21 protein-coding genes are annotated in these 24,862 nt (G+C 49.4%); all 21 read right to left on the bottom strand.

Annotated features, from left to right (window positions below):
• Positions 1-4: 4 nt before the first annotated feature.
• On the bottom strand, positions 5-694 hold the full coding sequence (locus IC229_RS08950; RefSeq protein WP_190886615.1) for a hypothetical protein: 690 nt from the start codon (positions 692-694) through the stop codon (positions 5-7).
• A 98-nt stretch (positions 695-792) separates the two neighbouring features.
• Positions 793-3,078 (bottom strand): vWA domain-containing protein, encoded by a 2,286-nt coding sequence (locus tag IC229_RS08945; protein ID WP_190886614.1) that lies wholly within the window; start codon positions 3,076-3,078, stop codon positions 793-795.
• A gap of 27 nt (positions 3,079-3,105) precedes the next feature.
• The gene (locus IC229_RS08940; protein WP_190886613.1) at positions 3,106-4,716 is read right to left on the bottom strand and encodes a contractile injection system tape measure protein; all 1,611 of its coding nucleotides are present in this window, start codon (positions 4,714-4,716) and stop codon (positions 3,106-3,108) included.
• A gap of 5 nt (positions 4,717-4,721) precedes the next feature.
• A complete protein-coding gene (locus IC229_RS08935; RefSeq protein ID WP_190886612.1) occupies positions 4,722-7,628 on the bottom strand; it encodes a hypothetical protein in 2,907 nt (968 codons plus the stop codon).
• 14 nt (positions 7,629-7,642) lie between these two features.
• On the bottom strand, positions 7,643-8,692 hold the full coding sequence (locus IC229_RS08930; RefSeq protein WP_190886611.1) for a tail fiber domain-containing protein: 1,050 nt from the start codon (positions 8,690-8,692) through the stop codon (positions 7,643-7,645).
• 31 nt (positions 8,693-8,723) lie between these two features.
• Positions 8,724-11,918 (bottom strand): baseplate J/gp47 family protein, encoded by a 3,195-nt coding sequence (locus IC229_RS08925; RefSeq protein ID WP_190886610.1) that lies wholly within the window; start codon positions 11,916-11,918, stop codon positions 8,724-8,726.
• A 92-nt stretch (positions 11,919-12,010) separates the two neighbouring features.
• Positions 12,011-12,427 (bottom strand): GPW/gp25 family protein, encoded by a 417-nt coding sequence (locus tag IC229_RS08920; RefSeq protein WP_190886609.1) that lies wholly within the window; start codon positions 12,425-12,427, stop codon positions 12,011-12,013.
• 12 nt (positions 12,428-12,439) lie between these two features.
• Positions 12,440-14,188, bottom strand: a complete 1,749-nt coding sequence (vgrG, locus tag IC229_RS08915) for a type VI secretion system tip protein VgrG (protein WP_190886608.1) — start codon at positions 14,186-14,188, stop codon at positions 12,440-12,442.
• On the bottom strand, positions 14,185-14,982 hold the full coding sequence (locus IC229_RS08910; protein ID WP_190886607.1) for a CIS tube protein: 798 nt from the start codon (positions 14,980-14,982) through the stop codon (positions 14,185-14,187). The genes vgrG and IC229_RS08910 overlap by 4 nt, the downstream gene beginning before the upstream one ends.
• 17 nt (positions 14,983-14,999) lie before the next feature.
• A complete protein-coding gene (locus IC229_RS08905) occupies positions 15,000-15,176 on the bottom strand; it encodes a DUF5908 family protein (RefSeq protein WP_190886606.1) in 177 nt (58 codons plus the stop codon).
• A 13-nt stretch (positions 15,177-15,189) separates the two neighbouring features.
• On the bottom strand, positions 15,190-15,699 hold the full coding sequence (locus IC229_RS08900) for a phage tail protein (protein WP_190886605.1): 510 nt from the start codon (positions 15,697-15,699) through the stop codon (positions 15,190-15,192).
• Positions 15,700-15,780: 81 nt separating this feature from the next.
• Entirely contained in the window at positions 15,781-16,215 is a 435-nt protein-coding gene (locus tag IC229_RS08895; protein ID WP_190886604.1) for a phage tail protein, read from the bottom strand.
• Positions 16,216-16,233: 18 nt separating this feature from the next.
• Complete coding sequence (locus IC229_RS08890) at positions 16,234-18,291, bottom strand: phage tail sheath C-terminal domain-containing protein (protein WP_190886603.1); 2,058 nt, start codon at positions 18,289-18,291, stop codon at positions 16,234-16,236.
• A gap of 38 nt (positions 18,292-18,329) precedes the next feature.
• Entirely contained in the window at positions 18,330-19,745 is a 1,416-nt protein-coding gene (locus tag IC229_RS08885; protein ID WP_190886602.1) for a phage tail sheath family protein, read from the bottom strand.
• Positions 19,746-19,750: 5 nt separating this feature from the next.
• The gene (locus IC229_RS08880; RefSeq protein ID WP_190886601.1) at positions 19,751-20,839 is read right to left on the bottom strand and encodes a hypothetical protein; all 1,089 of its coding nucleotides are present in this window, start codon (positions 20,837-20,839) and stop codon (positions 19,751-19,753) included.
• Complete coding sequence (locus IC229_RS08875; protein WP_190886600.1) at positions 20,836-21,417, bottom strand: DUF4255 domain-containing protein; 582 nt, start codon at positions 21,415-21,417, stop codon at positions 20,836-20,838. The genes IC229_RS08880 and IC229_RS08875 overlap by 4 nt, the downstream gene beginning before the upstream one ends.
• A gap of 11 nt (positions 21,418-21,428) precedes the next feature.
• Positions 21,429-22,292 (bottom strand): hypothetical protein, encoded by an 864-nt coding sequence (locus IC229_RS08870; protein ID WP_190886599.1) that lies wholly within the window; start codon positions 22,290-22,292, stop codon positions 21,429-21,431.
• 425 nt (positions 22,293-22,717) lie between these two features.
• Positions 22,718-23,386 (bottom strand): alpha/beta hydrolase, encoded by a 669-nt coding sequence (locus IC229_RS08865; RefSeq protein ID WP_190886598.1) that lies wholly within the window; start codon positions 23,384-23,386, stop codon positions 22,718-22,720.
• 6 nt (positions 23,387-23,392) lie between these two features.
• Positions 23,393-23,923 carry a DUF4442 domain-containing protein gene (locus IC229_RS08860; RefSeq protein ID WP_190886597.1) on the bottom strand — a complete coding sequence of 177 codons (531 nt, stop codon included), beginning with the start codon at positions 23,921-23,923 and terminating at the stop codon, positions 23,393-23,395.
• Positions 23,924-23,939: 16 nt separating this feature from the next.
• The gene (locus IC229_RS08855) at positions 23,940-24,410 is read right to left on the bottom strand and encodes a DinB family protein (protein WP_190886596.1); all 471 of its coding nucleotides are present in this window, start codon (positions 24,408-24,410) and stop codon (positions 23,940-23,942) included.
• Positions 24,411-24,429: 19 nt separating this feature from the next.
• Positions 24,430-24,837 (bottom strand): MarR family winged helix-turn-helix transcriptional regulator, encoded by a 408-nt coding sequence (locus IC229_RS08850; RefSeq protein WP_190886595.1) that lies wholly within the window; start codon positions 24,835-24,837, stop codon positions 24,430-24,432.
• Positions 24,838-24,862: the final 25 nt, after the last annotated feature.

Raw genomic sequence — 24,862 nt, 5'->3', positions numbered from 1 at the left:
TTGTTCAGCGTGGGTGGGGACCAGGGTCCAGTGTTTTGAAAATGCCTCCAAAAAGAAGCACATCGGAACACTCAATTCTGCCAAATCTGTCAAAGTTGCCGCGAAGGATTAGTGTATATTCGCCATTCTGATTCTCTGTGACACCATTCAGCCGGACGGTTGACGATACTACTTTGAAGGCGCTGGCGGCTCCTGTGACCGCTTTCCCGTCGGGCGCGACGAGTATTACGAGCACAGGTAGTCGGCCATTTACTATTCGTCCGCCAACCACAGTAGATTGGACCGGGTCGATACTGAATGGAGGTGGGGGTGGAGGAGGTGGCGCGGGCTCCCCTGACTGCACGAATTTGACTATGTAATTTCGGCTAAAGGTTCCATCCCCAATATTCAGGGTAAAATTGATAGAACCTTGCGGAGTATCTGAACCTGTCCATTCAACAGTAGCCGGTAAGGCCGGATCGACCTCACCTGATCGCGAGCCGACTGGCAGCCGAATGGTAATTCCACGGCAGGTATAGATTTCGCCAGCCGCCGGACCGCAGCCTGGAAAGTTCACAGCACCGAAACCCCAGAACGTATTCGCTGTTGCGTTACTGATATGAATCGGTACTTTTTTGGGTGAGTCTACACGAAATTCGAGTGTAAACGTCGTGTTATTCGCCTGATTAGCTGCATCTATGTCCTGCGGTTCCATAGCATAAACAAATGAAGGGACAACTGTATAATGAAGGTATAAGACAGGAGAAAAGCACAATGACATCAGAAAAATGAAAGGCGTTTTCGCTCTGATTTTCAAGGATTGCGTCGAATGGGCGTTTGCGGGTTCGTAATACGTACTGGATTGCGTCGAACGGGAGTAACTCTTCGAACGGGCGTCGTCGGGTCAAGCCGTGTGTCGGGCTGCCTGATCACATCCACATTGGTTAATTTTATAGCATCAATCCGTCCTGAAAAAAGTTTCTGATTGAATAGGTGGATCGTACCGACGGACTTTATATTCCCACTAAACGTTAGTGTATAACTACCATCCTGATTATCAAGTATACTGTTGAGTCTAGCCTGGGGCGCATTTACGTTAAAAGCGTCAGCGGCCGCGCTTACCAATTTACCCGTAGTAGTAACAGGTTTCATGGTGACAGTCAATATGCCATTTACAGTTTTTCGTACAACCGTTGAGCGGGCTGGATCGATAGGGGCAGGTTCCACATACATACTCTGCATCTCGACCCGGTCGTAGGTGCCGCTGAGACTGTCGGTGCCTCGAATCCGGAACAGTACCTGATAGATACCGGCCACGCTAAGTCCTGAGAAATCCGCTTCATACTGACCATTGCTCTGATGGGTCATCGGCACTTCCGTTTCTATAGGCGTCAGCGCCTTCACAAAATTCGGATCACGAAGTAACAGCGTCTGGTATTTCAAAATACCCAGTGCCGACCGATCCGGGTTGATTCTGGGAGCCCGTACTTTCAGCGGATTACGGGCAATCAGATCGCCAATTTCTTCCTTAGGCCGATAAACGGTGGCCGTAACGGTTGCATTCTGGATGGGCTTACCCAGGTAGCTCAGCTTCACCGAAAAATGCTGAGTATCATTCACTTTGGGTCGAAGTAATGACTGGGTACAGGTGTAGTCCAGTAGGTGGTCGTCGGCTATAACGGCAAGTCGATACGTTAGTCCCTGCGCGGCACTATTGGGTATGGCCGATACCTGCCAGGTACCATCCGACTGTAGGTTAGCCGCCCGCGCCCGTTCGCTATTAAATGAAAAACTCAGCCAGTAGGTATTGAGGTAATTACCGACCCAACGTGGTGTGGCTAAACCTGTTACGTCCGTGCCATTCCGCGAAACACGTATTGACCCCAGAATGGGTGCCAACGAAGGTATTTCAAAGCTTTTGTTCAGCTTGATTTCAATCACTAAGTCCTCTACGTTCCTGTTGAGCGGGAAATCAATCAATTGCTGTCCGCTGACGATAGGACCTGACGTAAACTTAACCAATTGCGGACTGGCATCGTGAAGCAGGTTGATGAACGTTTGGGTGAACACCGCATCGATATTGCCGATGGGTACGCCATCGCTGTTGGTAAAATCAATGCCGTTGGATGTGAGCAGGCACTGCCCCCGATTGGCTGAAGCCATGTTTTTGAGAGTATTCAGGTACGTACTGCTGGGACTGCCAATGCCGATGGTAAACAGTCGGATGCTGTTTGCCGGAGCCGGATAGGAGGGATTGATGTTTACGCCCCCCACATTTTGCCCATCATTGCTGACCAATGGCGCTACGTTCTGCTCTCCATCGGTAAACACAATCATGTCGCGTGTGTGGGTCGCATCGGTCAGTTTGGATTTAGCGTCGTTTACGCCCGCTCCCATTGCCGTTGAGCCGGAGGGGCTTACCGGATTGATGGCTGTGTTTAACGTTGTGGCCGTTGCGGGCGTCAGGGGAAGCATGGCCGCACCGGCTGGCAACGTAACACCTGTATCGAAGAAATTTAGCCCAATGCGGTCGGTACTGCCGGCAAATGCAGGGTCGGAGAGTTTGCCGAGAAATCCGTTAACGGCCGTTTTCATGGCACTCATGCGGGTAGTGGTTCCCGACGTAACGGTGCCCATACTGCCCGATTTATCAAGCACAAAAAACACATCCAGAGGCTGCCGAAATTCGAGGGTATACGTTCGGGAAAAAGTGCCGTCGCCAATGATGAGCGTGAAATTAACGACCCCTAACGGCGGACTGGCACCTGTCCACTCGACGGTGGCGGGCAACGTAGGCGATACAGGTGTAGTGGTAGAGTTGGCGGGCAGACGAAGCGTAATACCCTGACAGGTGTATATTTCTCCTCCTGCCGGACCACATCCCGGGAAGTTCACAGATCCAAATCCCCAGAACGTATTGGCTCCGGGGTTGGCAATGTGAATTTGGATTGTTTTCGGCTGGCCGATAATAAATTGAAGGGTAAAGGCCGTGTTATTGGCCTGGTTCGCTGCGTCAATATCCTGAGGGTCTACAGCATACGTAAGGCCAGGAAGGAACAACAGGACGAACAGCAGAATGGGATAATGGCGAAGGTTCATGGTTGGAAGAGAATAATGGTTATCGAATTAAGCCCAGTCAACAAAGAGCAGGTCGGACATCCAGGGGAGTTTTATCATCGAAAGGCCCCAGGGTAATCGGTTCAGGAGTATGTCAATTGTTTTGCGTTCAACGGTGAGTCGCCAGCCACTTTCAACGGCGGTCAGTTTGCCTTCGCGTTGCAGAAACGACTCCCGCAGGCCCGCAGGCGACGTAGTGCCCAATGCCTGCCAGTGCGAAATGATGGCCTCAAGCACCTCGACTGCACTTAGTTTTTCAGCTTCAGTGAGCATAATCTCCGGCGATACGAACGTATCGAACGGCAGGCCACATAACAATTTGACCAACGGCAGCTTGTATTCCGGACAACGGTCAGTTCCAGTAGCCAGATAGGTCAATAACTGGGTGCCCTTCACCGAAGCTTCGGAACTGACCCATGCTTTGTTATGAATGAGGTTGTGTTCGGTGAATAGAATGCTCAGAAACGGATGCAGCAGCACAATCCCGGCTAACGGTACGTAGATTTCTTCTCCGTCGATCAGGGGTTTCGTTTGCGGCCAGTTGGTGGTAGGCTTCGGTACTACGTTCCGATTATCGGAATCGATTTCCGTCGGTGAATTCCGATTTATCAGACTGTCTTTGTTAACCTGATCGGCGGAAATAGTTGATGGCTGGTCAGACTGTAAATCTTTAGTTAATGGTTTGCCTGAAAAGGACGTAGTATCGTATTCTTCTGTGCTGTTTCTCGGACCGTTCGTCTGGTTGACCAGTTGTTGCAGACTATCGATGAATCTGCTACGTTCGGCGTCTGGCATTCCCTGTGTTCCCTGCCGAACGGATTTCTGTAATTTTTGGAAAAATGAACGTAGCAGAGGGACCGTTGACAACGTAGCACTCACTAACGTAGTGGCACTTGCTACGTACAACGATTCATAAAAATGCATTAGTACGCGTGCATCCGTTGGATCGCCACTGCCTTCCAGTTTCCCGAAAACAGCATGCCAATAACACGCACGAATAACGTACCGAGGAAGTTGGTTGATTTCGCGATGCAGGCAATCGAACAGGTGGCCAGGCTTTCCTGACCAACCGGTTGGCGTAGTACAAAGACTAATCAAAGCCTCGTCGCTACAATGAGCAATTAAACGGCTAAGTGCAGTTGGCTGATGACGTAGCAAAGCCACCAGTTTAGCCCGAAATGGAGCTGCTTCGGCACGTATCAGCCAGTCGCTGATTTGCTCGATGGCCGTCGTATTGGCCCACGGAGGAAGGTAGCCGTGTTGCAGAAAAAAGTAAAACTGCCGCCCTATTACGTCGGCCTGGCTGTAGCGCTCTACCCGCCCATCGCTGGCCTGTGGATTGTGCAGAATTCGGTTTAGTTCCTGTTCGAGTTGCTGGCTGATTTGCTGCGTAAGCTGATTCTCGAAATCGACCATGGGTAACGAGCCGACATCAATATCGAGCGTATCAAGTCGGATAACGGTGTGTTCGTCGGCTACCCGATCAAACAGCGATTCGAGCAATCCCGGAAGTTGATACCGACAATAAGCCGACAGACGTTCCTGCACGCCAAACGCCAGAGAAGGCTGGTCTACCAAAACGGTTTGTCGCTGAATAATATGTCGGGTCGCGCTATGCATAACCGTCAGGCAAGGGTTGAATACAAGCTGGTTAAGAATTTGACGAGTTGATTTCTGGCACGAGTTCCGGCCGTTGTGTTGAGCGTATCGGCCAGGAAATGACCATACCACGTTCGGTAAAAGGTTTCCAGCGCGTCGAACGATAAGGCATTCAGGGCCGCTGGGTTGGTATTTACATCTAACCAAACAATGGTAGGTACAATATGGGCCGGGCATTCCTGCTGCACCACCGCTTCGACGTAATTCCGGAAATCTTTCTGCCGAAACCGATGTGGCAAACCGGGTGTAGGCAGGGCGTTTGCTACGTTAAAGTCGTGTTCGTAACCCGACGGAAATACAAGCGTTATCTGGAACGAGTAAGGATCGTCTAACGTACCGAATTTTGTGTCGCCCGCCTTCTGAGGACGTAGCAGAACATGCTCAATCAGATAAAAACCTTCATTGCTATACGTAGCATACAGAAACGTCGAGGTAGTCTGGATAAAGATTCCTGCATCGGCCTGACGGGTGAATGTTGTGGCGCTACGTGCCAAAACGATACCTGAATCATCGATCAGATTGACCCGCCACTGAGCAGCGCCGGTTTGCTCAAGCTGGTAGTAGCTGGGATCAACCCCGAAGCGAATGGCTGTTCGGATACCGTCGAACACAGTACGTGCGGGAACGGTCGGGAACGACTGTACACTGGTCAATAGCACTACGTTGGCTGCGTCCTTAAGTCGGTAATTTTCCAGATTCACGCCACTATTCTGAATCTCGAAAAAATCGGAGAAGGGCCGAATCTGTGGTTGGCGTTCGTTTCGGGTAATTCCTGCTTTCCGATACACGCTACGTTCCAGACCTGACAACGTAGTAACCGACTGTTTTGAAAGTCCCGTAGCTCGCCCCGCCTGCGATTCGCACAGGTCACGTAAAAAGGCTGCTTTGTAACGTAGCAACCGCCGGGAAGTGGCTAGTCTGATACGTTCCATAGCCTCCAGTGAAGTCGCTTCCTGCTGGCTGAGGGTGTATTCTAACCGACTCAATTCCAGTAACTCCTCACTAAATCGGCCCAGCAGATGATCGAGCACCCGGTGTTTGCGCCGAAGCATTTCCGGAGGAGATTCGGCCGAAGTCCGTAAGCGTTGTAGGTAGGCATTACTTTGGTCACCCCGAAACGTATACCAATCGTCCGAATTTCCCGAAACGGGGAAAGCACGTAGCAACTGGTCGATGTGCGGACTGTCGTACAGCGGCTGGAAAAAATACGTATTGGGTGTTTCGGCTTCGAAATTGAAAAACCCTGACGTATTGGCTAACTGGCTGAGATGGTTGGCCAGTAACTGCTCAAATACCAGCAGAAACCCCCTTAACTGTTTTTCCTGCGCTTTTCGAAGGGGAGTTGCACTGTCGGGAACACCAGCCTGTAAGCCATAAATAAGTGGCAAATCGTACTGGATGGAGTGATAATCCGCAATTGTTTCCGGGTTCCAGCCAGCCGCTGAAACCGGGGGTAGCGCAGGTTGGACTACGGGTGCCGTCGAAGACGCAAAAGCCTGTTTTCGCCTGGCCAGAACGCCCTGTACTACCTGCTGACTGTCGTAGGAAATCTCGGCGCCGTTGCGAAAAAAAGTGATTTCGGATTTAAGTACACTGAGTCTTGGCTGAAACTGCTCATCGGTCAGCAACGTCAGGCTATTGATGGCGTTCCGTGTGGTGAGTCGATTGCGGACATAGCTGCTCATTGAAAAATTCTCAACCGCAATCACGTCGTTATTACGTTGCCCCGTACTGGTCTGCAACATCTGGCGAAGCAGATCGGAGGCATACAACTGCGTTTGTGTCGAAGATTCGAAGGTGCGCAGGAAACCTGCCGATAGGAGCGGGCCATCAAAAATAGACTCGATCGGCAGTCCGTCGGCCAATAAATCCACTAAGTTGGAAAAGCGAATAACCGGGTCGATAAACAGATCAATAGCCGATAGCATCTCGATCAGCGTTTGCTGAGCATCGGCTTCGATGGACAGTTCGACCGAAGCACGAAGGGCTATTTCCTGCGTACGAACGGATTTGAAACCGATAAATTCTTCGCTCAAATTGCGGTGACTGGCGAGCAGGGTTTTCACCGCGTTCATCTGCCCGAACACCGTAGCCACCCGCGAACGATACGTCTCCACCGGCGATCCCGCACTAACCTGCGTGAGTCGGGCAACAATCGCCTGCTCCAGCGCCGATCGATCTGCTACGTTGGGTTGGCTGGCTAAACGTATCACAATCGTGAGCCGGGTCGTCTGGTTGGTGGCAAACGTTACGTCGACGTTTGTGAAATAATCATTCAGTTCATCTTCCTCGAATGGAATCAGTTGCGGCAGCGGTTGTCCTACACCGGCTATCTGATTCAGAACGACGGGAAGGCTCCAGGCGGTTACGGAAGGTTCATCCCAATACGGAAACGCAAACTCTACCGTAAACGATCTGCCGTTGGCGGTTACTACGTCGGAAACCAGGCTATCATTGAGGTCGCCATCTTCCCATTCTACCAGCACGTCATACAGTCCGTTGATTGCTACGTTGGCGGCTGGTTTCACCTGAGCGTACTTGACCTCAGGCAACGTAATGAGCAGTTTCTGAAAATCCTCGGCTGTAATGGCCTCACAAACCAGCGATTTTTCAGGCGCATAGAGCGCCATCGAGTCGGGCGACAGGCGTTTGTCCAGCAATTGAGCGATATCAATCTGTCCTCGGTAACCCAGTTCCGTGAGGGCGTAGCTGAGCGTTTCCAGCAGGGTAATACCGGGGTCGTGGACGTTATGATCTGTCCAGCTATCGCCCGCCCATTGCCGGATGCAGGCAAGCCCTTCCTGCACCAACAGAGCATAGTCCTGACTCTTAGTGACGGGCTTCGCTTTCGATATGACGATTGGGTTGCTCATGATGGAATCACCGGCTACTCAGCCGCGACAAGGGCTTTTTCCAACTGTTGCACTTTGGCAGCCAGCTCTTTTACGGCATTAATCAGTACGTATGTCAGCGCACTTGGGTTGAACATCAGCAAGTCGTCGGTAGGGGCTTCACCGGGATTCAGCGGGGCGCTGAAACTCGAAACCGTATAAGGCACTACGTCGGCAATTTCCTGAGCCAGAACGCCAACCTCTTCCGTATCGGTGGGTGTTTGTGCCAGTCCATTGTATTTGAACCGGACAGGATTAATCTGAAGTAACTTGGCCAACCCATCTACAAACGGCTGAATGTCTTTCTTCAATCGTGAATCGGATGGCTGCTCCCAGGTTTGCCCTCCTGATGTTTTAAAAGCCCTGCCACTGACCTGAAAAATCGGTAAGATTGCCGGATCAGCAGGACCAGGAGTAGGGAGCGGAGTTGCCGTAATATCAGTATTACTTCCAATCACTACGTTGCCTTTTTCGGTGATGGTTAGCCGAGCCAGGGTACCGTTGTGTGATAAAACTAGTTTCTTTTGGTCTGGTGCATTGAGATTTACATCTCCCTGGACAGTTTGCCGGAGGGCGAAAGCATTATTATTCGCGAATGAGAAGTGACTGAACTGGGCCGCCGATGCAGACGTAGCTGCTCCATTACCTGCTACTGCATTACCAAATTTGGAAAATTCGCCCGATCCCTGTACCACTTCCAGTTTACCCGCTGGCTGGGCGTTGTTCGTACCAATCCCAACGCTTCCATTGTTGTAGGCAATATTCTGCGTAGCCCCCACAGGCTGGAACCCGCCACCCGAACCGCCACCCATATCCTGCCAGGTAGTGCCGTCGAAAAACTGCACTTTTTGAGCTGTAAACCGGAGTGTACCGGCTGGTCCGGCATTGGTATTTCCTAACGTAATGATGAAGTTGCCGTTCCCATCCTTTTTGATGTTATCTTCCAGAGGATTAATAAATGAGTCTATTAACTGGGCGAAGTCGTCCCCGGAAGGACGTTTACCATCACTGAACTTGATTCTTAGTTCGGAGCGTGTCTGTGCCATAATTGACTGATAGTAAGAAGGTTGTTTTTTGTTATACCGTTACGTCGAAATCCAGCCCGATCACCATGTAGCCAACGCCACTACGTCTGTCCGTACCGTAGCCAGCGAGTTCGTCCGCCGACAGGGACGTAATACGATGCTGGGCTGCCGACACGATAATGGCTGGTGAGTCGGGGGAAAGCAGCGTACTATCGACGGGTTGACCGATCACGAAATCGCTGCCAATTGCCCCGCCTGTACTTCCGTTGATGGTGGCCGAAATGGGCTGATTAATGAAAAAATCTTTTCCGATGGTCATCGTATGAATACCGCCCCTTGGTGGGCCAGGATAGAGATGATACATCGAAAACTCGGTCACGAAGTCTACATAGTCGCGTTCTTCCACAAAAGCCAACAAGTCTGATTTATAGACCCTTCCGCCAAATGGAATGTCGCGTCCTTCCTCGAAAGCCCAGGGCGACAGAAACCGGATAATTTCATCGTTAAGGACTTTCGCGAAATAACCGGCATCTTTCCCGGCGCGAAATGACACCTTGAAATCCAGTAAAATCTGCTCGTAAGTCGGGTTGCTAACCGTCGCCTTCACGAAAGTTGACATGAAGGGTTTCAGAAAGTCCTCGATACGTCGGAGAAGCACAGTGCTGCAACGTGGTTCGAGTGGATTGCCGTAGTTTTTATGGCGTAGGTTTGGAACGGCAATCAACTGTACCTGACCAGGTTGTCGATGTGGCAAACAGCGAACTTTGAACACTTCCGGGAATGCTTCCAGAATCAGGTGCTCATAATCCCACGAACCTGACAGCCGGTTTTTGTGTCGAAGCCGTTCACTCACTCGGGTGTAGTAGGACGTATCGGTTTCCGCCGGGCGACCTCCGAACGACGCAAACGGTTGTTCTACGCTACGTATGGCGGCTTGGGGCGTTACAACTTTTTTGATTGTATTGGCCGCAATGGCTTTCGGCGTTTGCGTGGGCGACGAAGGTGTAAAAACTACTTCAACAGCCTGGGCCCGAATCGCCCGTACGTTGCTGGCTCCGTCAGCTTTCCTGGCTGAATCGACCCGCGCCCGAATCCAGACCAATCCGCTGGGCATCAGTGTGTGTTGCGTACTGGCCCGTCGGCCAATATCAAGCATCACAATACCTGCCTTCTGAAACCCTTCAGTACTTTCGGCCAGTACGTCAGACGTAGCGATGTCGATCCAGCGGTCTCCAGCCAGGTAACTCCAGGTAATATCACGGCTGCTGAGCAAATCGGCAGGCGTATTGGCCTGCGCCGTGCCATCTTCGGTTTGGACGAGCAGACTGATAGTTTGTGGGGGCGTAAACCGCTCCAGTCCGATGTAACTGTGCGCGACTCCGGAAATAGGCGGCAACACCATTACCGATTCTCCGGCCACCAAATCCCGATGCCCAAAGGGTTCAATGTACCAGAACAGGTTATCGGTACGTGTTGGGTTGGGCGTAAAAGTTTCCTCAGAAACGTAGTCAATACTCAGCGACTTGATTTGAGGTGTATAAGGCTGGTTAGGTAATACTGGTGGGTCGCCGGCGCCCGTAAATCGGCTGAGCGCGACGGCTCGTTGGGCATAAAGAATTGGAAACAGTGCATGACCGAACGCTTCGAAATCGAAAAGAGGAAAGCGGGGAGAATCCAGTTCAAGCCGGACGAAGCCGCTGTTTGTCCGGATGTTGAACGATTCGATAGGTTCATTTATAATTTCCCGGTTCTGATCAAAATTTCGAAAGAGGCTGTTATCTACTGAAATGGTTAGCAGCTTGCCATCGGTCCCGCTGAACAGTGTGAAGTTGGGGGCTAGAAGTTGCCATTGCCCCTTTGATAGAAAAAAGAGATTTCCGCCAAAACTGTTCTGGTTCAGCGGATTTTGGCTGGGTGGAAAATAGCCCTCGTAATAATCGTCGATGTGAGGAGGCAACTTATGCCACTCGATGCGAATAAGTAGCGAAGTGAGCCGCTTGGTCAATATTTCTTCCGAGCCAATGTACAGACTGGAGCCTAGAGTGGGCTGTGAACCGAATGCCATAAATGGCTTAGCCGGATCAACCAACGATTCTTCATTCTGCACAACCAGACTTTTTACGCCATTGACAGCCACCCGAATACGAATGGAGTTGATAATCAGGTTTTTTAGACTTTCATATTGGCTAAATTCTTGATTAAGAATCAGTTTTAGGATAGGGAAGGGAGTGATGTAGCCTTCATTTAAAACCTCATCATCATAGGCAACAATGGCTGGTTGTATGGCCGACAGTGTGGCCCTGATGAATAAAACGGGTGTGTCTCCACTAATTTTAATACTGATTTCAGAAATCGAATCTGGCTCAATCCAGCCCTTCTCGCCTGAGAAATACAGTCGGAACGAACCACCTAGCGAATTGGCAGTCAGGCCCGTGTTTGCTAATGAAACTGACAGGCTAACGGTTCGTGTCCCTTCGCTGAGCAACAGATTTGGGGTGGAAATGGCAATCCCCAATGAACCGGCCGTCATGAGTTGTTCGTCACTTGGGCGATTGGTCTGGGTGGTGCCGAATGGTCGCCAGGAGGGAGTTGCATCCGCTTTTTGTGCTACCTGAATACGTGTTCCCGAAGTAGGCGTTTGTTCGATAAACAGGGTTTTCAGAGACGCTACACGAGCCTGATTAATGACTATATCGCGTTCGGTCTGATAGCGAATGGGATTACCGTCGGAGTCTTTTCCTGCATCGAGGAGTGTGCCCTGCGGAATCCGGAAATCAGGAATCTGCCGGGCTAATTCAAAAACAACATGCGCTGTGTCGGCCAGAGCGAGTTTGGGCTTAATGCCGAGAATGGTTCTGTAATAATAATCGAGATGCTTTTGGGTGAGGTTGTTCAGGTCCTGCTGGGCGTGGGTATATAGCTTCAGGAAGGTTAGGAACAGCACCAGATGTGGAGGCAGGTCTGACCGACTATCGAGTTCGCGGGTGATCTGGGGCAGACTACGCATATCGCCCGTAGCGGCATCCTGCAGGAAATAGTCGAAAAAAGGTGTCCAGTCGCCTTCAGGCTGATTCTGGTTGTTGTAATAGCGGATTTCTTTGGCGAACTGGTACGCATATTTCAGGAAATCGGCCGGAGTCCGCTCATCAACTTTGGCATACGTCGGCTCCAGCGTCGGCATCATCCGTTCCAGTTGGTTGGTGCCGTCGTTGCGAAGTAATTCGTTCGGTCTGAAATCCTGAGCCATAAATTGATAATGGTTAATGAATAATGGATAATTAAGCCTGTTGTCGTAGAGAGGAGGCCTGTAACGACCCCACATTATCCATTACTCATTGTTCATTTTACATTTGCTTTCTCGCTTCCCTCATTGATGTAGAAGGGATAGACCAGATTATTGCGGGTATTCGTTTTGCCAACTACATAGTCGACCACGATCAGTAACCGACCTTCAACTTGTTGATCCTGAAGCACCGATAATTCTTTCAGTGTTATCCGCGACTCATAGAGGGCAATGGCAAACTCCAGGTCTTTTTCCAACGTAGCCACCATTGTGGTGTCGATGGCGTCGAACATCAGTCGATCTAAGCTGGTCCCATAGGCGGGCCGCATGATACGTTCGCCGATGCGGGTGCCCAGCAGAATCTGAAGGCTTTCGCGAATGTCGTCTTCGCCCTCACTCACCATGACCGTTTTCGTGCGGTTATCGAAGGAGGGTGGAAAACTCCAGCCCTTGCCCAGAAATAGTTCAGCCATTGATTGTTGATTTTAGTTTATCTGCACCAGCGACCCTTTCAGCACGGTAATCGCGCTACTTGAAACCTCGGCACCTGCCGAACCTTCTGCTTTAAAATTCAGCGTGGCCTTCATGTTTACATTCATCTTTCCTTCTACTTTGATGTCTTTCTGAGCTTTCAGCACCAGTTCACCCGCGCTTTCAATCGAAATTCCATTTCCCGACAGTAGGATCCGGTTTCCATTTTTATCTTCTAACTGAATATGTTTCTTGTCGTCGTCGAGCGTAATTTTTCGACCGCCGGGAGTTTCGACCGTAATGCTTTTTTTCTCGTCATTGAACACGAGTTTTAATTTTTCGCGTGATACGTAACCCTTTTCCGGATTCGCGTCGGCGGCTGTTAGCGGGGCTGGTTTATTGCTGCTGTTGACCATGCCCAGCACGATGGCAAAGCGTGGATCTTCATTCAGGAAGCCAACAATGACTTCGTCGCCCACTTCCGGCAGAAAAAACGTTCCTCGTTGATTACCAGCATCTAGGGTCGAAATCCGCGCCCAGATGCCTTCCTCCGCCGTACTGATGGTCGGTACTTTCACCTGAATGCGGTTTTCGCCTTCCGGGTCGTCCAATCGAGAAACCACACCGATTTGTAGCCCGCGCACAGCCGGTAGCAGCCCCGATGCCGCCGGGTAATTGACATCCATCTGCTGCGTATGCCAAACTGGATTTAGGCCAAACTGAGCATCGCACACCCAATTGCCATTGGAGAGTTCGTGCCTCACCCCTGAGACGAATACCTTGCCGTTCAGTCGGTTACCAATGCCGGCCAGTTCCAGAATAACTCCCGGCAGCACCGTGGCCATGCCCTGAAACTTGACCCGACCCCGCGTCTTGGCCATCCGATCACGTAGCAGATGGGCATCGGCCCAGCTTTGCAGTTCGTCAGAGGGAAGTTGGCCGCCGTGGTAATACGTAGTGGTTTCTAAGCCAATCACGTCAGCCAGGTCAGTGCTGGGCAGGTTGCCGGTTTCGGGCCAGCCGGGGTCGGCGGCTGTGACTTCTGCTACGTCCTGTCCGGCAGCGTCCCAGGCGATGGCTTTCACGCTTTTTGGCTGCTGACGAGCATCGATTTCAGCATCCAGTTCCATAATCGTCGCGCCAAAGAGGGGAGAAGCCAGTGCATCACCATCCAGAGACGGTTTGACGATGTTCAACTCACCATCGCTGACCAAACAAACCAGTCCATTGGCTTCGGCCCGGCTAATTATAAAATCCCAGTCTGTAGCCTGATACTGAACCAGTTGTTTGTGCTGAACGCTGGTTGACTCAACAGTTGACGTCAGATCAGTATAATCGCCCAGAATTTCCTCGATGATTTCACTGTCTTTTTTATCAATGAAGAATTTACTTTTCTGGCCGACTGTCATCTTCACCGCTACGTCCTTGCATTCTACCAGAAGCTGCGAATAATTACTCCTGATTTTAACCCCGTGCCGAATGATGATGCCTTTAAAAATGGTGGCTTCGTCGGAGTGATACCCTGCCAGAATTTCAATCTCGTTGCCTGGTACAAATGTTTCCTGATTACTCACCGTGAAGTCGCTGGTGGCAGCATTTCCATCGACCAGCGTCAATCTGGCGGTTGGAATCCGGTTGATTTCTTTAGTCACGACAACCGCAGTTACGCCGATGGTTCGGGCAATAGCCTCGCCATTCACTTTAATGGTGAAGGTTACCAGATCGGTGTTTTTCGCAATGGGTAGCCGACGGGGAGCGCTCATGGTTTCGTGGCGTCAAGAGGTGGGAAGAATAGCTTTTGCCCAACGTCAATACGTCTGAAATTCAATAGATTGTTGGCTTTGGCAACAGCTAAATAATACGTTGAGTCGCCGTAAATCCGGTAGCACATCAGGGGCAACGTATCACCTTCCTGCACGGTTCTGAGGTGAGTTAGATCAGGCGAGGAGGGTTGGGTAATAGCCTCACGCAGAAAGTCAGGTAAGTGACTCTCGAAGCTCACGGTGGCTACGGCTCGTAGGGGCGTACCGTCCGGCCCGAAAAGTTTAAACTGATAACTCAGGCTTTTCAGGGCACCGAAAAAAACCAGATTTCCCCAACTGATCTGTACCCGTTTCGGGTGGTGCTGATCGCCGTTGTATTCATACACCAACTGAGTGAAGGTTTTAATCTGCTTCGCTACGTCGTACGGTTTGTCGCCCCCGGTTATGCCCGCAATCCCCCCGGCAATGGCTCCCGCGATGGGTACTCCTTCCAGTGGGTTAGTGGAGGGCTGTTTGGGAATCACTCCAGTTCCGTCGAATAGGATTTCGAAGTCGATGCTGATCGGCTCCGAACTAACGTATTGAGCGGGTGTGCTGCTCGTTCCCGGTACCTGTGGGCGATTGTAATTCAGGTTATAATTGATCCGGTACGTATTGGGGTTAACCAACACCGTAAACGTATCATCAGGATTCGCGGAGGGCACGGGCTTACTCTCGGGGTCTGGGTTGGGCTGGAGCGCCGTGATGGTCATCTTGGTCAGATTTCCTTTTGCCAGCAACGTATCAAGTATCATAGCCTGAATGTATTACGTTATCGTTCCTGTTTATCAGCCAGTATTTTCAGTACCTGTTCCACACAGGCAGCCACAATGGCTTCACGTTCGGCCATGGTGTTCTGGCTGTTACGTCCTCCGTTTTGGGCAGGGTTGGCCGCTCCGATTTCCTCGACTCTGGCCCGAATAATCAGTTCGCGAATCTCAATGGGCATAATCTTGGTAAGGTTAAAAGCCAATATTGATGTTCGCCGATGCGGTCAGACTACCGGCCAAATCCATTGCTACGCTGGCCGGATCGTAGTATTTGAAATAGTGGTACTGAAGCACCATCGTTTCAATCACTATTTCGTTACGTTCGGCGTTGAACGCACCGATTTCCAGACGTTTGGGTAGAGCGTGCACTACGTACCAGTTATAAATGGGCAGGTGGTTCTCGTCCAGCAGCGAAATCATCAGATTCGTGGGGGTATACTCCTGCTTTTCAATCGCTTTGCGGCACCAGTGCAATACCCCCGATCCCAGGAATTTCCCCCGTTTCAGCGTCAGGTCGTTGTATTTGGTACGTACCGGCAGCTGATGCACCAGTCGGTTTTCACCGCCTTCGTTGTACGACTCGGTTTCGACCTCGGCCGTTAGCCCCGATACTTCCTGAAAGCGGATGTCGTTCGGGAACTGCGGAAACAACTCGAAAATGACCGAGAAATGAAAGCCAACGTGGGGATAGCTTAGGTCCATTGGATGAGTGATGAGTGATGAGTGATGAGTGATGAGTAATTGCGTTAGCTGCATTTATCGTTCATCATTTATCACTCATTTTTAGGTATGTTCGATGGATACGCCTTCGTGAGCCAGGACCAGCGTTTCGACTGCTACTTCATTACTGCCCGCGTTAAGATCGGAGGACGTTACTTTCAGCGGCCAGGCGTTTTTTACTTTCCAGACCACCACCGGTTCATGCGCTTCGTTAAGCAGGCTGATCGTTACGTTTCGTCGGGTGATGGTATTGAGCGCCACGCTATTCCACCAGTTGTAAAACTCATTATCGCCCTTGAAACTGCCGCGTTTTAACGTAATGTCGCCGAAGGTTTGCATACCTGGCATTTTTATTTTGGAAAACTCAGGACTCACCCCGTCGCGGTATTCGATTTTTTCCGTCGTGACTTCAAGGCCTGTAACTTCGGTAAAGCCTGCGTTAGCGATACCGTCCCAATCCACCCGAAAGTGAAATTTGGGTAATGGATAAGTTGCCATTTGGTTATTGGTTAAAGATTACGATTCCTGCATTTTGTGGCTAAACCGAAGAATAATGAACTCGGCGGGTCGTATGGCGGCCATGCCTATTTCGACAATCATACGTCCTTCCAGAATGTCTAAAGCGGTCATGGTTTCGTTCAGGCCCACTTTCACATAAAACGCCTGGTCCGGTTTGGCTCCGGCCAGTGCTCCGGCCCGCCATTGCAGCGTCAGAAAATTCTCGACCATTGCCTTCACCCGAACCCAGGTGTTAGCATCGTTCGGCTCGAAAACGAATGGCTCAGTGGCTTTGCGGATGGACTCTTCGGCGAATATGAAAAATCGACGTACCGGCACGTATTTCCATTCGTTGTCGTTACCAGCCAGCGTTCGGGCACCCCAAACCAGCACACCCTTACCCGTGAATGCCCGCACTACGTTCACCGACTTGCCCGTGGGGTGAATATTCAGGCTTTCCTGATCGCGGTCTTCCAGTTTTACCGCCGGACCAACCACCGCATTCAGACTGACGTTGGCGGGTGCTTTCCAGACGCCCCGCGTACGATCTACGCTGGCATAAACGCCCGCCATAGCGCCGGAAGCGGGTATGAGTGCCATGTCGCGCCGGAAGCGGGCAGCCAATCCTTTGAACCAGGGATGCTGCGTAAACAACTGCTGTTCAACCATTGTGCGGTTTAACAACGACGACTGGTACAGATTATCGACCGTATTGATAAGCCGTTGAACGAATGGCGAAAACAGGTCGGCGTTGAGTACGTTGGTGCCTTTGGCTTTAATGGTCGTCGCACCGTTTGCCGCTACGTTAATAGTCGTGTCGGCGGTCAGCGTAGAAACCTGCACATTGCCGATCCAACCGGTGTTGTTCAGGCTGGCGTAGGACGTATCGACAGCCGCAGCATCACGCCCGGCAGGCATCAAGTCGGCCAACAGACCCGCGTTTTTCTCAATTTTTATCAGGCTGACAATACCACCCGTGAACGTAGCATCGGTTTTCAATGCATTGAGCGAGGAACGTAGCGACGTGGCCAACGTAGCAGAATCCAAAGTCTGTAAAGACAGCGTCAGTGTGCGGACAAACGTCAGAATTGCAGCAAACTGCTCACGAGTGCTGTTGGACGTAGTATTCAGGAACGTAGCGGCCAGTCGATCAAACTGCGCTTTCAGCGGGCTAATCGTAGCACTGGTCAAAGGGGGCGTAGTGGCACCAGCAAGTGCATTCAGAAACAGTACGTTATCAGCGCCGGTTCGCAGTGTCTGCTGGACCATAGTGACATCGGTAAGTACAGCACTGAGCGCTTCCAGATCGGCGGGAAGCATGGCAACTACTGCGCCAGCGTTAACTGGATCGGGCTTTTTGAAGGCCAGACTGCTGAATGTCAAATCCTGCACGTAGGTTGAAACCAGCCAGGGGTAATAAACTGCACCGTATTTCAGATTGTCTGTACCAATATTGTCGCGGAAATTGGCAATAGGATCATTGATAACAGACGCTTTCTGAAACCCACCCTGAATATCCATGATCACAAACCGATCCTGTAAATCAGCGCACTGGACGAGGGCAGATTTTTGTAGCGTTCCCAACGTAGCAGCATCGGGTAACTCCACCGCATCAGGAAACAGCAGGATAGTTGGCTCATCGAATCGTCGGATCGCGTCCAGGCCACCCAATAAATCGGTGGTCAACGTACCAATCTGAACAGGAGATGGATACACGCCCACCGACACAACGTAGCACGGACCGCCCCCGTTGTCGAAATAGTTTCGAACGGCTTTATAGAGGTAATACCGCCGATTGTTAATACCATTTTTTGGCGTAATGGACGTAATGGCGTTGTTGGTAACCACTACGTCGTAAGTCGTCGGTGCAAAATCGCCACCGAAATACAGTTCATATTCGAGCAGCGACGACAGGCGGGTAGGCCGATTATTCAGCGGTTGATTGGTCGAATCGTCCTGCGCTTTGGCGGTGTACCCAATAAAAGCTGGAATCGCCGTAGCCACCGCAGCCACCGAAGGCGGAAACAGTGTTTGTTCTTCGACAAACACACCGGGAGTACTGTAGGTCGTAGGCATAAAAAAGGAAGGAGTTTCTAGGGTTATGGTGTAATGACTTACGACTCCTGCATCTTATGAGCAAAGCGCAGAATGATGAACTCAGCAGGTCGAACGACGGCCATACCGATTTCTACAATCATGCGGCCCTCCAGAATGTCCAGCGCGGTCATGGTCTGTCCTAAGCCGATATTTACGTAGAACGCCTGAGCAGGTTTAGCGCCCGCCAGCGCCCCGGCCCGCCATTGCAGAAACAGGTAATTCTCGATCATGCCTTTCACCTTCACCCAGGTATTAGCGTCGTTCGGCTCGAACACAAACGGTTCCGTCGCTTTCTTGACCGACTCTTCTACCATCAGGAAAAACCGACGTACTGATACGTATCGCCACTCGTTGTCGTTGCCCGCTAAAGTGCGCGCTCCCCACACGAGATTGCCTTTGCCCTCGAAGAAACGTATCGCATTAATCGACTTACCGGTCGTGTGAACGTTCAATTCCTGTTGGGTGAGATCGTCGATTTTGTCAGTTACTTCGCGCACGAAATTCAGGCTGAAATTGGCAGGCGCTTTCCAGACACCCCTAGTGCGATCTACGCTGGCATAAACACCTGCCATAGCACTGCTTGGCGGCAGAATTACAGTTTGCTTCGCTATCTCTTTCTTTATGGCCTCGTACAAACTTGTGTTTGTTACCATTTTAGTCCCTACCGATTTTCCCAGCTTCAGCTCGCTGAGTTTGAAGCCGTCGTTCGGGCTACCCGCCTGATTGATAACAACGGCGGTTTCGTCGTATTCAAAATTGATGATCGTTCGCAGGTAGGGATGATAAGTGGCTCCGTAGCTGAGGTTATTCGTGCCGATTCCATCCCGAAATGCGCCTACAGCGACTGCCATTGAGGTTTGCCCGGCTGTTTGCACATCGGCAATTAAGAATCGGTCTTTCAGATCGGCGCACTGTTGCAATGCGGTTGTTACTATGGAATGGTATTTAGCCAGATCGGTAACACCAATCGCATCGGCCACAACAAGTAACGTAGGTTCGTCTTCTTTAGAAAGCGCATCGACACCCGCAATTAACTCGGCGGAATCGACGGCACGAGGTGTGGCGGGTGCCGAGAAATAGTTGTTCACCGCTACGATGTAGCACGGGCCACCTCCATTGGCAAAATACAATTGCAGGTTCTGAAACAGCCGGAACCGCTGCAACGTATTCAGGTCGCCCAAACCACTCGTCACTTTCCCTAGTGCATCGAGCGTGAGTGTTGTCACAGGTACAGGGTAGGCCCCGCCGAAAATCTGCTGATACTGCGCCAGCGATTCAATCCGAACTGGCTTATTCTGTAAGGTTTCTCCTTCAAAAACAAGCCGTTCTGTATAGCCGACAAAAGCCGGTATTGCCGTTTCGACCTGTGCCACCGAGGGAGGGAACTTGGGAACTTCCCTGACATACACACCGGGGGTGCTAAAATTTTCCATTGGCCTTAAAGAGTTTGGATAATGTCTGCTATTGATTGAGTTCCTTTGGGATTGGGCAGGGTACGCTGAACACCGTCCAGCGTCAGTTTTACGCTCACCTTCGATTCAGCGGTTCGAGGCATACCCCGGTTTGAGCGGAGCAGAAAAATGCGGGTGCCAGTATGTATATTCTTAAGCTGAGCGTATCGGCGTTGCTCGTAACTGTCCGCTTCTAAATCAGCTTCCTGAACCCAGGTTAGCGCCAGTCCGGCCAGCCCCGTTGTCGCGGTCGATACGTTGGTCAAGGTATTATTGTTGATAGTTACTTTATTGGCCGGATCGATCAAATAATACGACCACGGATTCGCTTTGGCAGTGATGGTATATTCGGTTTTTGCAGCATAATTAATTGTGTTATCTTTCATAATTTCGATCAAACCCCACGCATTAGATTTCCAAAGAGCTACATCGAAATAAATCTGCTCTGTTTTCGGCGAAGGCCCGCTAAAATCTAGAATATAATTCCCCTCTTTTAAGGCTAGTGGTGAGTTTAACGTATTGTCTATTTTCTGTAAATCAATAACTAACTTTTCTAATACTGCCGTCTGGAATGTTTTCAATATGGTCTTGCCACTTCCAGGCATTATTCTACTTAATGTTACCTGATTGAAATTTCCCCCTAATGGGATTTTTAAAATTGGATTTACTAGCCAATATAAATCGGTACTGTCAATTTTATTGCCTATTCCCTTAGGCAAGGTAGTTGATGCATCAATAACACCATTATTTGCTACGTTTGAGAAATAATAAATCTTTCTTCCGAGCTTTTTAGCTGGATATGATAGATTAGTGAAATTGTTAAACGTAGCATTACGTAGTATAATTAAAAATCTGAAACGTGATAATGCCTGAATTTTTCGATGAATTTCATTCTTTTCATTTAGTGAAAATAAAATTAAACCACCTCCAGATATAGATCTAAATAAAAGCCCATGATTACGTAATGTTTCTTCGCAATCCGCTGTAGGTACGATAGTCATATCCGACGTAGCGCCTTCATAATAATCATGCAAAAGCCGAATAGAGAATAATATATCGTAACCGAATTTAATCATAGTCGTTTACTATCTATTTCAACTGACGTAATGAGTGAACTTAATTCAGACGTGGCATCTTCAATCATTAATAATCTTACTTTGTACAAAACAGAGGGCATGTATTTTCCTCCAAGCATAGCCCATAAATGATTTAATTGTTCGAAATTTGGTGAGTATAATTCAATGATTAATTTTTCAATTTTAGGGTCAAGGGTAGGCGCATTGTCTTTTGAAATGACACGATTTTGTTGAAAGAAACTTAGTACGTTGGATAGTAATAATAGTGCGTTTAAATAATTCGTTTCCGTAGTTGAGTTGATGGCAAAGAGTACATAAAAATTCAGGAATAAAGTTGGGTTTACCCGCTCAATGGCTGTTATCGATTGCTGCCTGTACATCGACCCATTTTTTAACGTTGTTTCTTCCTCAATGTTGACTAAGGACATAATTACGTTGTCAGTAACAGCCTGCCCGTTGCTGTCTACGTTGGCAATGTTTAATAGCTTCACAACAGGTTCCGTAGAGCCATTGGCCAGAGCTGCCAGCAAATAGGTATTCAGCTCTGTTTTTATCCCTTCGAGCGCCTGTCGTAGCATTTTTGAACTTTTTAGATCGCAACGAAATCTTTTTTTGCCAGACTATATTTTCGTTTACCCAGCGTTCCCTCGTCTAGTAGACGATTGATTTCCCGCCTGATAACTAGTAATCGTTCATGGTATTTAGGTTCGCCAATTTCCAGTAACGCTTTTAGTGGATTTGAGCTTTGTAGCGCAGCTTTTATAACCGCACTTTTGGCACGTCCCTGGTGGCGGATATCACAAACGGCCAGGCAAATTGTATCGGGTTTCCCATCTAGTCCATAAGCCTGCGCATATTCTACGAGCTTACTCTTAAAATGCTTTATACCTACATCAATTTGTACTGAGCGATGCCTAGGATCATTTTGTGCCCAGTGAATTAATTTCGCAGCCTGAATAACTTCAGTGTCTTCAACCTCACGTAATGTTGGATTCAAATAATACATTAATCCTTCCGTCGATGTATCTGATTCGAGTACTACGTCGCCGTCGTCAGTAATTCGTATGATTCGGTTATTTTCTAATTTTAAATCAGGAAAATATTCTGCTGCCAATGGTAGTTTAAGTATGGATCGAAAATAAGCTACAAAATCTCCTTTCGGTACGTGAGCACCGTATTGAAGAAAAGAGAAAGTAAATCGCGCTTTATCGTATGTATTTAACGTGTGGAAAAAGCCACCTTCAGCCGCTGCTGTTGGATGAATAAAATCAGCCCAAAAACCATATTCATTACGGAAATCAAACCGGTTATATCGTTGCGTAGATTGACCGATTACATTCATCAATCCTTTAAAGCCTTCATATGGAACACGACTCCCAATATAAAATCTTGTGCCGTCTATTTTGCCGAAATATTTATTCGTTTGCTCTAATGAAAAACTTACAATTTTCATAGTCAGTAATTTTTTGATTTTGGCAACAAAAATTACCTGAACCCGATTGGCAGGCTCTGAGATAGCTTTCCAGAAAAATACTGTTATGTATTAACGACGTTTAATACGTCTTACTCGTTTGCGTATGGTTTAGTTAACGCTTACAGACTATATTAGAGTGGTATGACTATCTGCCGAAGAAAGGACAGACTAACTATTAATAAAGGTCAGGTATTGGTGTGTAATATGCTGTTAGGCTGATGTAAATATATTCCGAACAGAATTTCCTGCCTCGATCTGTTTATTTAACGGTAAAACTGAAGTAAATTTTAATGAAGAAAGGGACCACTCGATTAGATTTGACGTGACAGAGCCATACAGCCATATTACATTGCTTCATAATGACCTGAATTGTGTACCCAAAAGATTGCCAGTAAGCTAGTTGGTTATGCTTTGTGCGTAGTAGTGAGCAGAAGCTTGTGCAGTATTTCAGGTTCAACCCGATGGCCACCTACAAAGTCAGTGATTTGCAGATTGGGTACCTCTTCCTGCATTCGAAGTAAATAAGCGTCGACATCATCGAGCAGGTTAAAATACTCGTCCTGCTTGCCATAAACGTAGTGCATATCAACCGAAGTCAGTTTGGCCGAATCTATTACGTCGGTAAGGCCATTAGGGAAGAAGCCTGCCCAGAGAATGAGCCGGTTAGCGCGGATATGCCCGTCGTTGAGCCAGCGACAGGCCGTAGCACCTCCCTGCGAAAAACCCAATAACGTAATATGAAACTGTTTAGGGGCTTGGCCTTTCAGAATACGGTCGTACAACGTATTCAGATAGGCCAGGAAATCAGCAATTTCCTCGTCTTTGGCCTCGCGGGTAAGCCATGAAGCACCTACGCGCTGAAACTCGCCGTTCAGGTACAGCCGCGATAAACCTTCTGGAACTATCACAACGGTTTCCTCATTAACCAGGCTCTCGAATTTTCGGCTGAAGTATCGGGCTAATTGTCCGAAGCCATGCAGACAAAACCAGATATTTTTTGTCTGAGAAGTTAGTTCGCCCAGTGTGTAGTAACGGGCCGTCCGACGAACAGACAGGTGATGTTCCTGTAACATAAGCGTTTACCGATGAAAGCGTGATTGTTGATTGTCGCGCTTCCGTTGCTCGTAATGGTCTTTGTCGGCAACGTAGCATAAGCGTTCGAGTTCGGCATAGACCGTCCCGTTTTTGTCGATCCATTGCACGCGAAACGTTTTTTCAGTCTGGCCATTCAGTACTACGTCCTGACGTATCGTATCAAGTTGTTCGTCGGTGAGTTCGAAACGGGCGTAGAGTGTTTGACGACCTGGTTTACGAAATCGAATGTTGGCCGATTTATCCCAGACAACGTATTGATTGCCTAGATTGTGGAGAATAATGAGCATGTAAAACGGGTCTGAAGCTGCAAACAGGCTGCCGCCGAAAATGGTCCCGACGTAATTATACGTCCAGAGGTTCAGCCGAAGTCGAACGTGTACTTCCCGCCAATCACTCGACCAGAAGAGGATTTTTCCACCCGTGCCGAAATACATCGGATACCAGTTCATGAATGTCCGAAAGCGCCACGATTTAAACGATTCGCTACGTTGTGTTTGCAGAAAGGAAGGTTTCATAACGGTACTATTTTGCTCAAGGTTGCGGTTCTAATCGAGCAACTTCGGTCCCTTTTTTGGCTGCCTGCGCAATTTGACCAGCATGATAGGAATTGTGATGCATTAGAAAGATCAACACCTGCACACGCGGCCACTCACCGAAAGGCGATGGAATAGGTTCAGCCCATTGCTCGTCGGTAAGCTGGCCAATCTGTTCCGTAATCATGGCAAACGCGTCTTCCACAGATTGCTGAACAGCGACCAGATCAAAGGGCTGGCCTTCGTCAGAAACGCCACCCACGGTTTGAAGCGGAATACTGACGGGCCGTCCGAACAGCATGTAAGCAAAACGGTGCATCACCTCGGCCGTATGCAGGGCAATAAAACCTGCCGAAGCGGTTTCAGCGGTGAGTCGATGACGATACGTAGCAGGGGTGAGCTTGCGAGTAGCGCCCAATGAAGGAGCCTGGCTCATTTGCCACATTTGCCGAATGGATTCAGTTGTCATACGTAGTAAGAATGATTGGTTAGGAAATAAGTTTGGTGATTACGTTATCAGAGAAAACAGTCAGACCCAACGTAGCGTCGGGACCTAGTTCGGCCCAAACCTGCTGGTTCAATGCCTTCCAGATTTTGTGGCATCGTTTGGCTAAAAGTCGGCCTTCTTCGGTCAGATAAAGACCGCTACGTATATTATCGGTCAACCAGCCGTTTTTTTGTAGCAACTGCACATCGCGACTCATCGCCGATTTCTCAATCTGCAATCGTTTCGAAAGCTCCGCCTGACGAACGCCCGGCTGCGCGAATATGTGCATGAGCAAACCCGCCTGTGCGAACGTAACGCCTTCGCCCGTGAACGCTTCGTTGTAACGACCCGATATCACCCGCGCCAGCATCCGCAATCGACCCGCAATACAGTACGTTTCGGTGTTCATGTTGTAAAGATTATGAGTTAAAGTT

Origin of the sequence: Spirosoma profusum, assembly GCF_014699005.1 — a bacterium.
GTDB classification, from domain to species: Bacteria; Bacteroidota; Bacteroidia; order Cytophagales; family Spirosomataceae; genus Spirosoma; species Spirosoma profusum.
This window is presented reverse-complemented; position numbering and strand designations above follow the sequence as displayed.

What these genes read in the sequence shown, in the direction of transcription:
- IC229_RS08950 (WP_190886615.1), bottom strand. Translation starts at nt 694, where the DNA reads ATGGAACCGCAGGACATAGATGCAGCTAATCAGGCGAATAACACGACG.
- IC229_RS08945 (WP_190886614.1), bottom strand. Translation starts at nt 3,078, where the DNA reads ATGAACCTTCGCCATTATCCCATTCTGCTGTTCGTCCTGTTGTTCCTT.
- IC229_RS08940 (WP_190886613.1), bottom strand. Translation starts at nt 4,716, where the DNA reads ATGCATAGCGCGACCCGACATATTATTCAGCGACAAACCGTTTTGGTA.
- IC229_RS08935 (WP_190886612.1), bottom strand. Translation starts at nt 7,628, where the DNA reads ATGAGCAACCCAATCGTCATATCGAAAGCGAAGCCCGTCACTAAGAGT.
- IC229_RS08930 (WP_190886611.1), bottom strand. Translation starts at nt 8,692, where the DNA reads ATGGCACAGACACGCTCCGAACTAAGAATCAAGTTCAGTGATGGTAAA.
- IC229_RS08925 (WP_190886610.1), bottom strand. Translation starts at nt 11,918, where the DNA reads ATGGCTCAGGATTTCAGACCGAACGAATTACTTCGCAACGACGGCACC.
- IC229_RS08920 (WP_190886609.1), bottom strand. Translation starts at nt 12,427, where the DNA reads ATGGCTGAACTATTTCTGGGCAAGGGCTGGAGTTTTCCACCCTCCTTC.
- vgrG (WP_190886608.1), bottom strand. Translation starts at nt 14,188, where the DNA reads ATGAGCGCTCCCCGTCGGCTACCCATTGCGAAAAACACCGATCTGGTA.
- IC229_RS08910 (WP_190886607.1), bottom strand. Translation starts at nt 14,982, where the DNA reads ATGATACTTGATACGTTGCTGGCAAAAGGAAATCTGACCAAGATGACC.
- IC229_RS08905 (WP_190886606.1), bottom strand. Translation starts at nt 15,176, where the DNA reads ATGCCCATTGAGATTCGCGAACTGATTATTCGGGCCAGAGTCGAGGAA.
- IC229_RS08900 (WP_190886605.1), bottom strand. Translation starts at nt 15,699, where the DNA reads ATGGACCTAAGCTATCCCCACGTTGGCTTTCATTTCTCGGTCATTTTC.
- IC229_RS08895 (WP_190886604.1), bottom strand. Translation starts at nt 16,215, where the DNA reads ATGGCAACTTATCCATTACCCAAATTTCACTTTCGGGTGGATTGGGAC.
- IC229_RS08890 (WP_190886603.1), bottom strand. Translation starts at nt 18,291, where the DNA reads ATGCCTACGACCTACAGTACTCCCGGTGTGTTTGTCGAAGAACAAACA.
- IC229_RS08885 (WP_190886602.1), bottom strand. Translation starts at nt 19,745, where the DNA reads ATGGAAAATTTTAGCACCCCCGGTGTGTATGTCAGGGAAGTTCCCAAG.
- IC229_RS08880 (WP_190886601.1), bottom strand. Translation starts at nt 20,839, where the DNA reads ATGATTAAATTCGGTTACGATATATTATTCTCTATTCGGCTTTTGCAT.
- IC229_RS08875 (WP_190886600.1), bottom strand. Translation starts at nt 21,417, where the DNA reads ATGCTACGACAGGCGCTCGAAGGGATAAAAACAGAGCTGAATACCTAT.
- IC229_RS08870 (WP_190886599.1), bottom strand. Translation starts at nt 22,292, where the DNA reads ATGAAAATTGTAAGTTTTTCATTAGAGCAAACGAATAAATATTTCGGC.
- IC229_RS08865 (WP_190886598.1), bottom strand. Translation starts at nt 23,386, where the DNA reads ATGTTACAGGAACATCACCTGTCTGTTCGTCGGACGGCCCGTTACTAC.
- IC229_RS08860 (WP_190886597.1), bottom strand. Translation starts at nt 23,923, where the DNA reads ATGAAACCTTCCTTTCTGCAAACACAACGTAGCGAATCGTTTAAATCG.
- IC229_RS08855 (WP_190886596.1), bottom strand. Translation starts at nt 24,410, where the DNA reads ATGACAACTGAATCCATTCGGCAAATGTGGCAAATGAGCCAGGCTCCT.
- IC229_RS08850 (WP_190886595.1), bottom strand. Translation starts at nt 24,837, where the DNA reads ATGAACACCGAAACGTACTGTATTGCGGGTCGATTGCGGATGCTGGCG.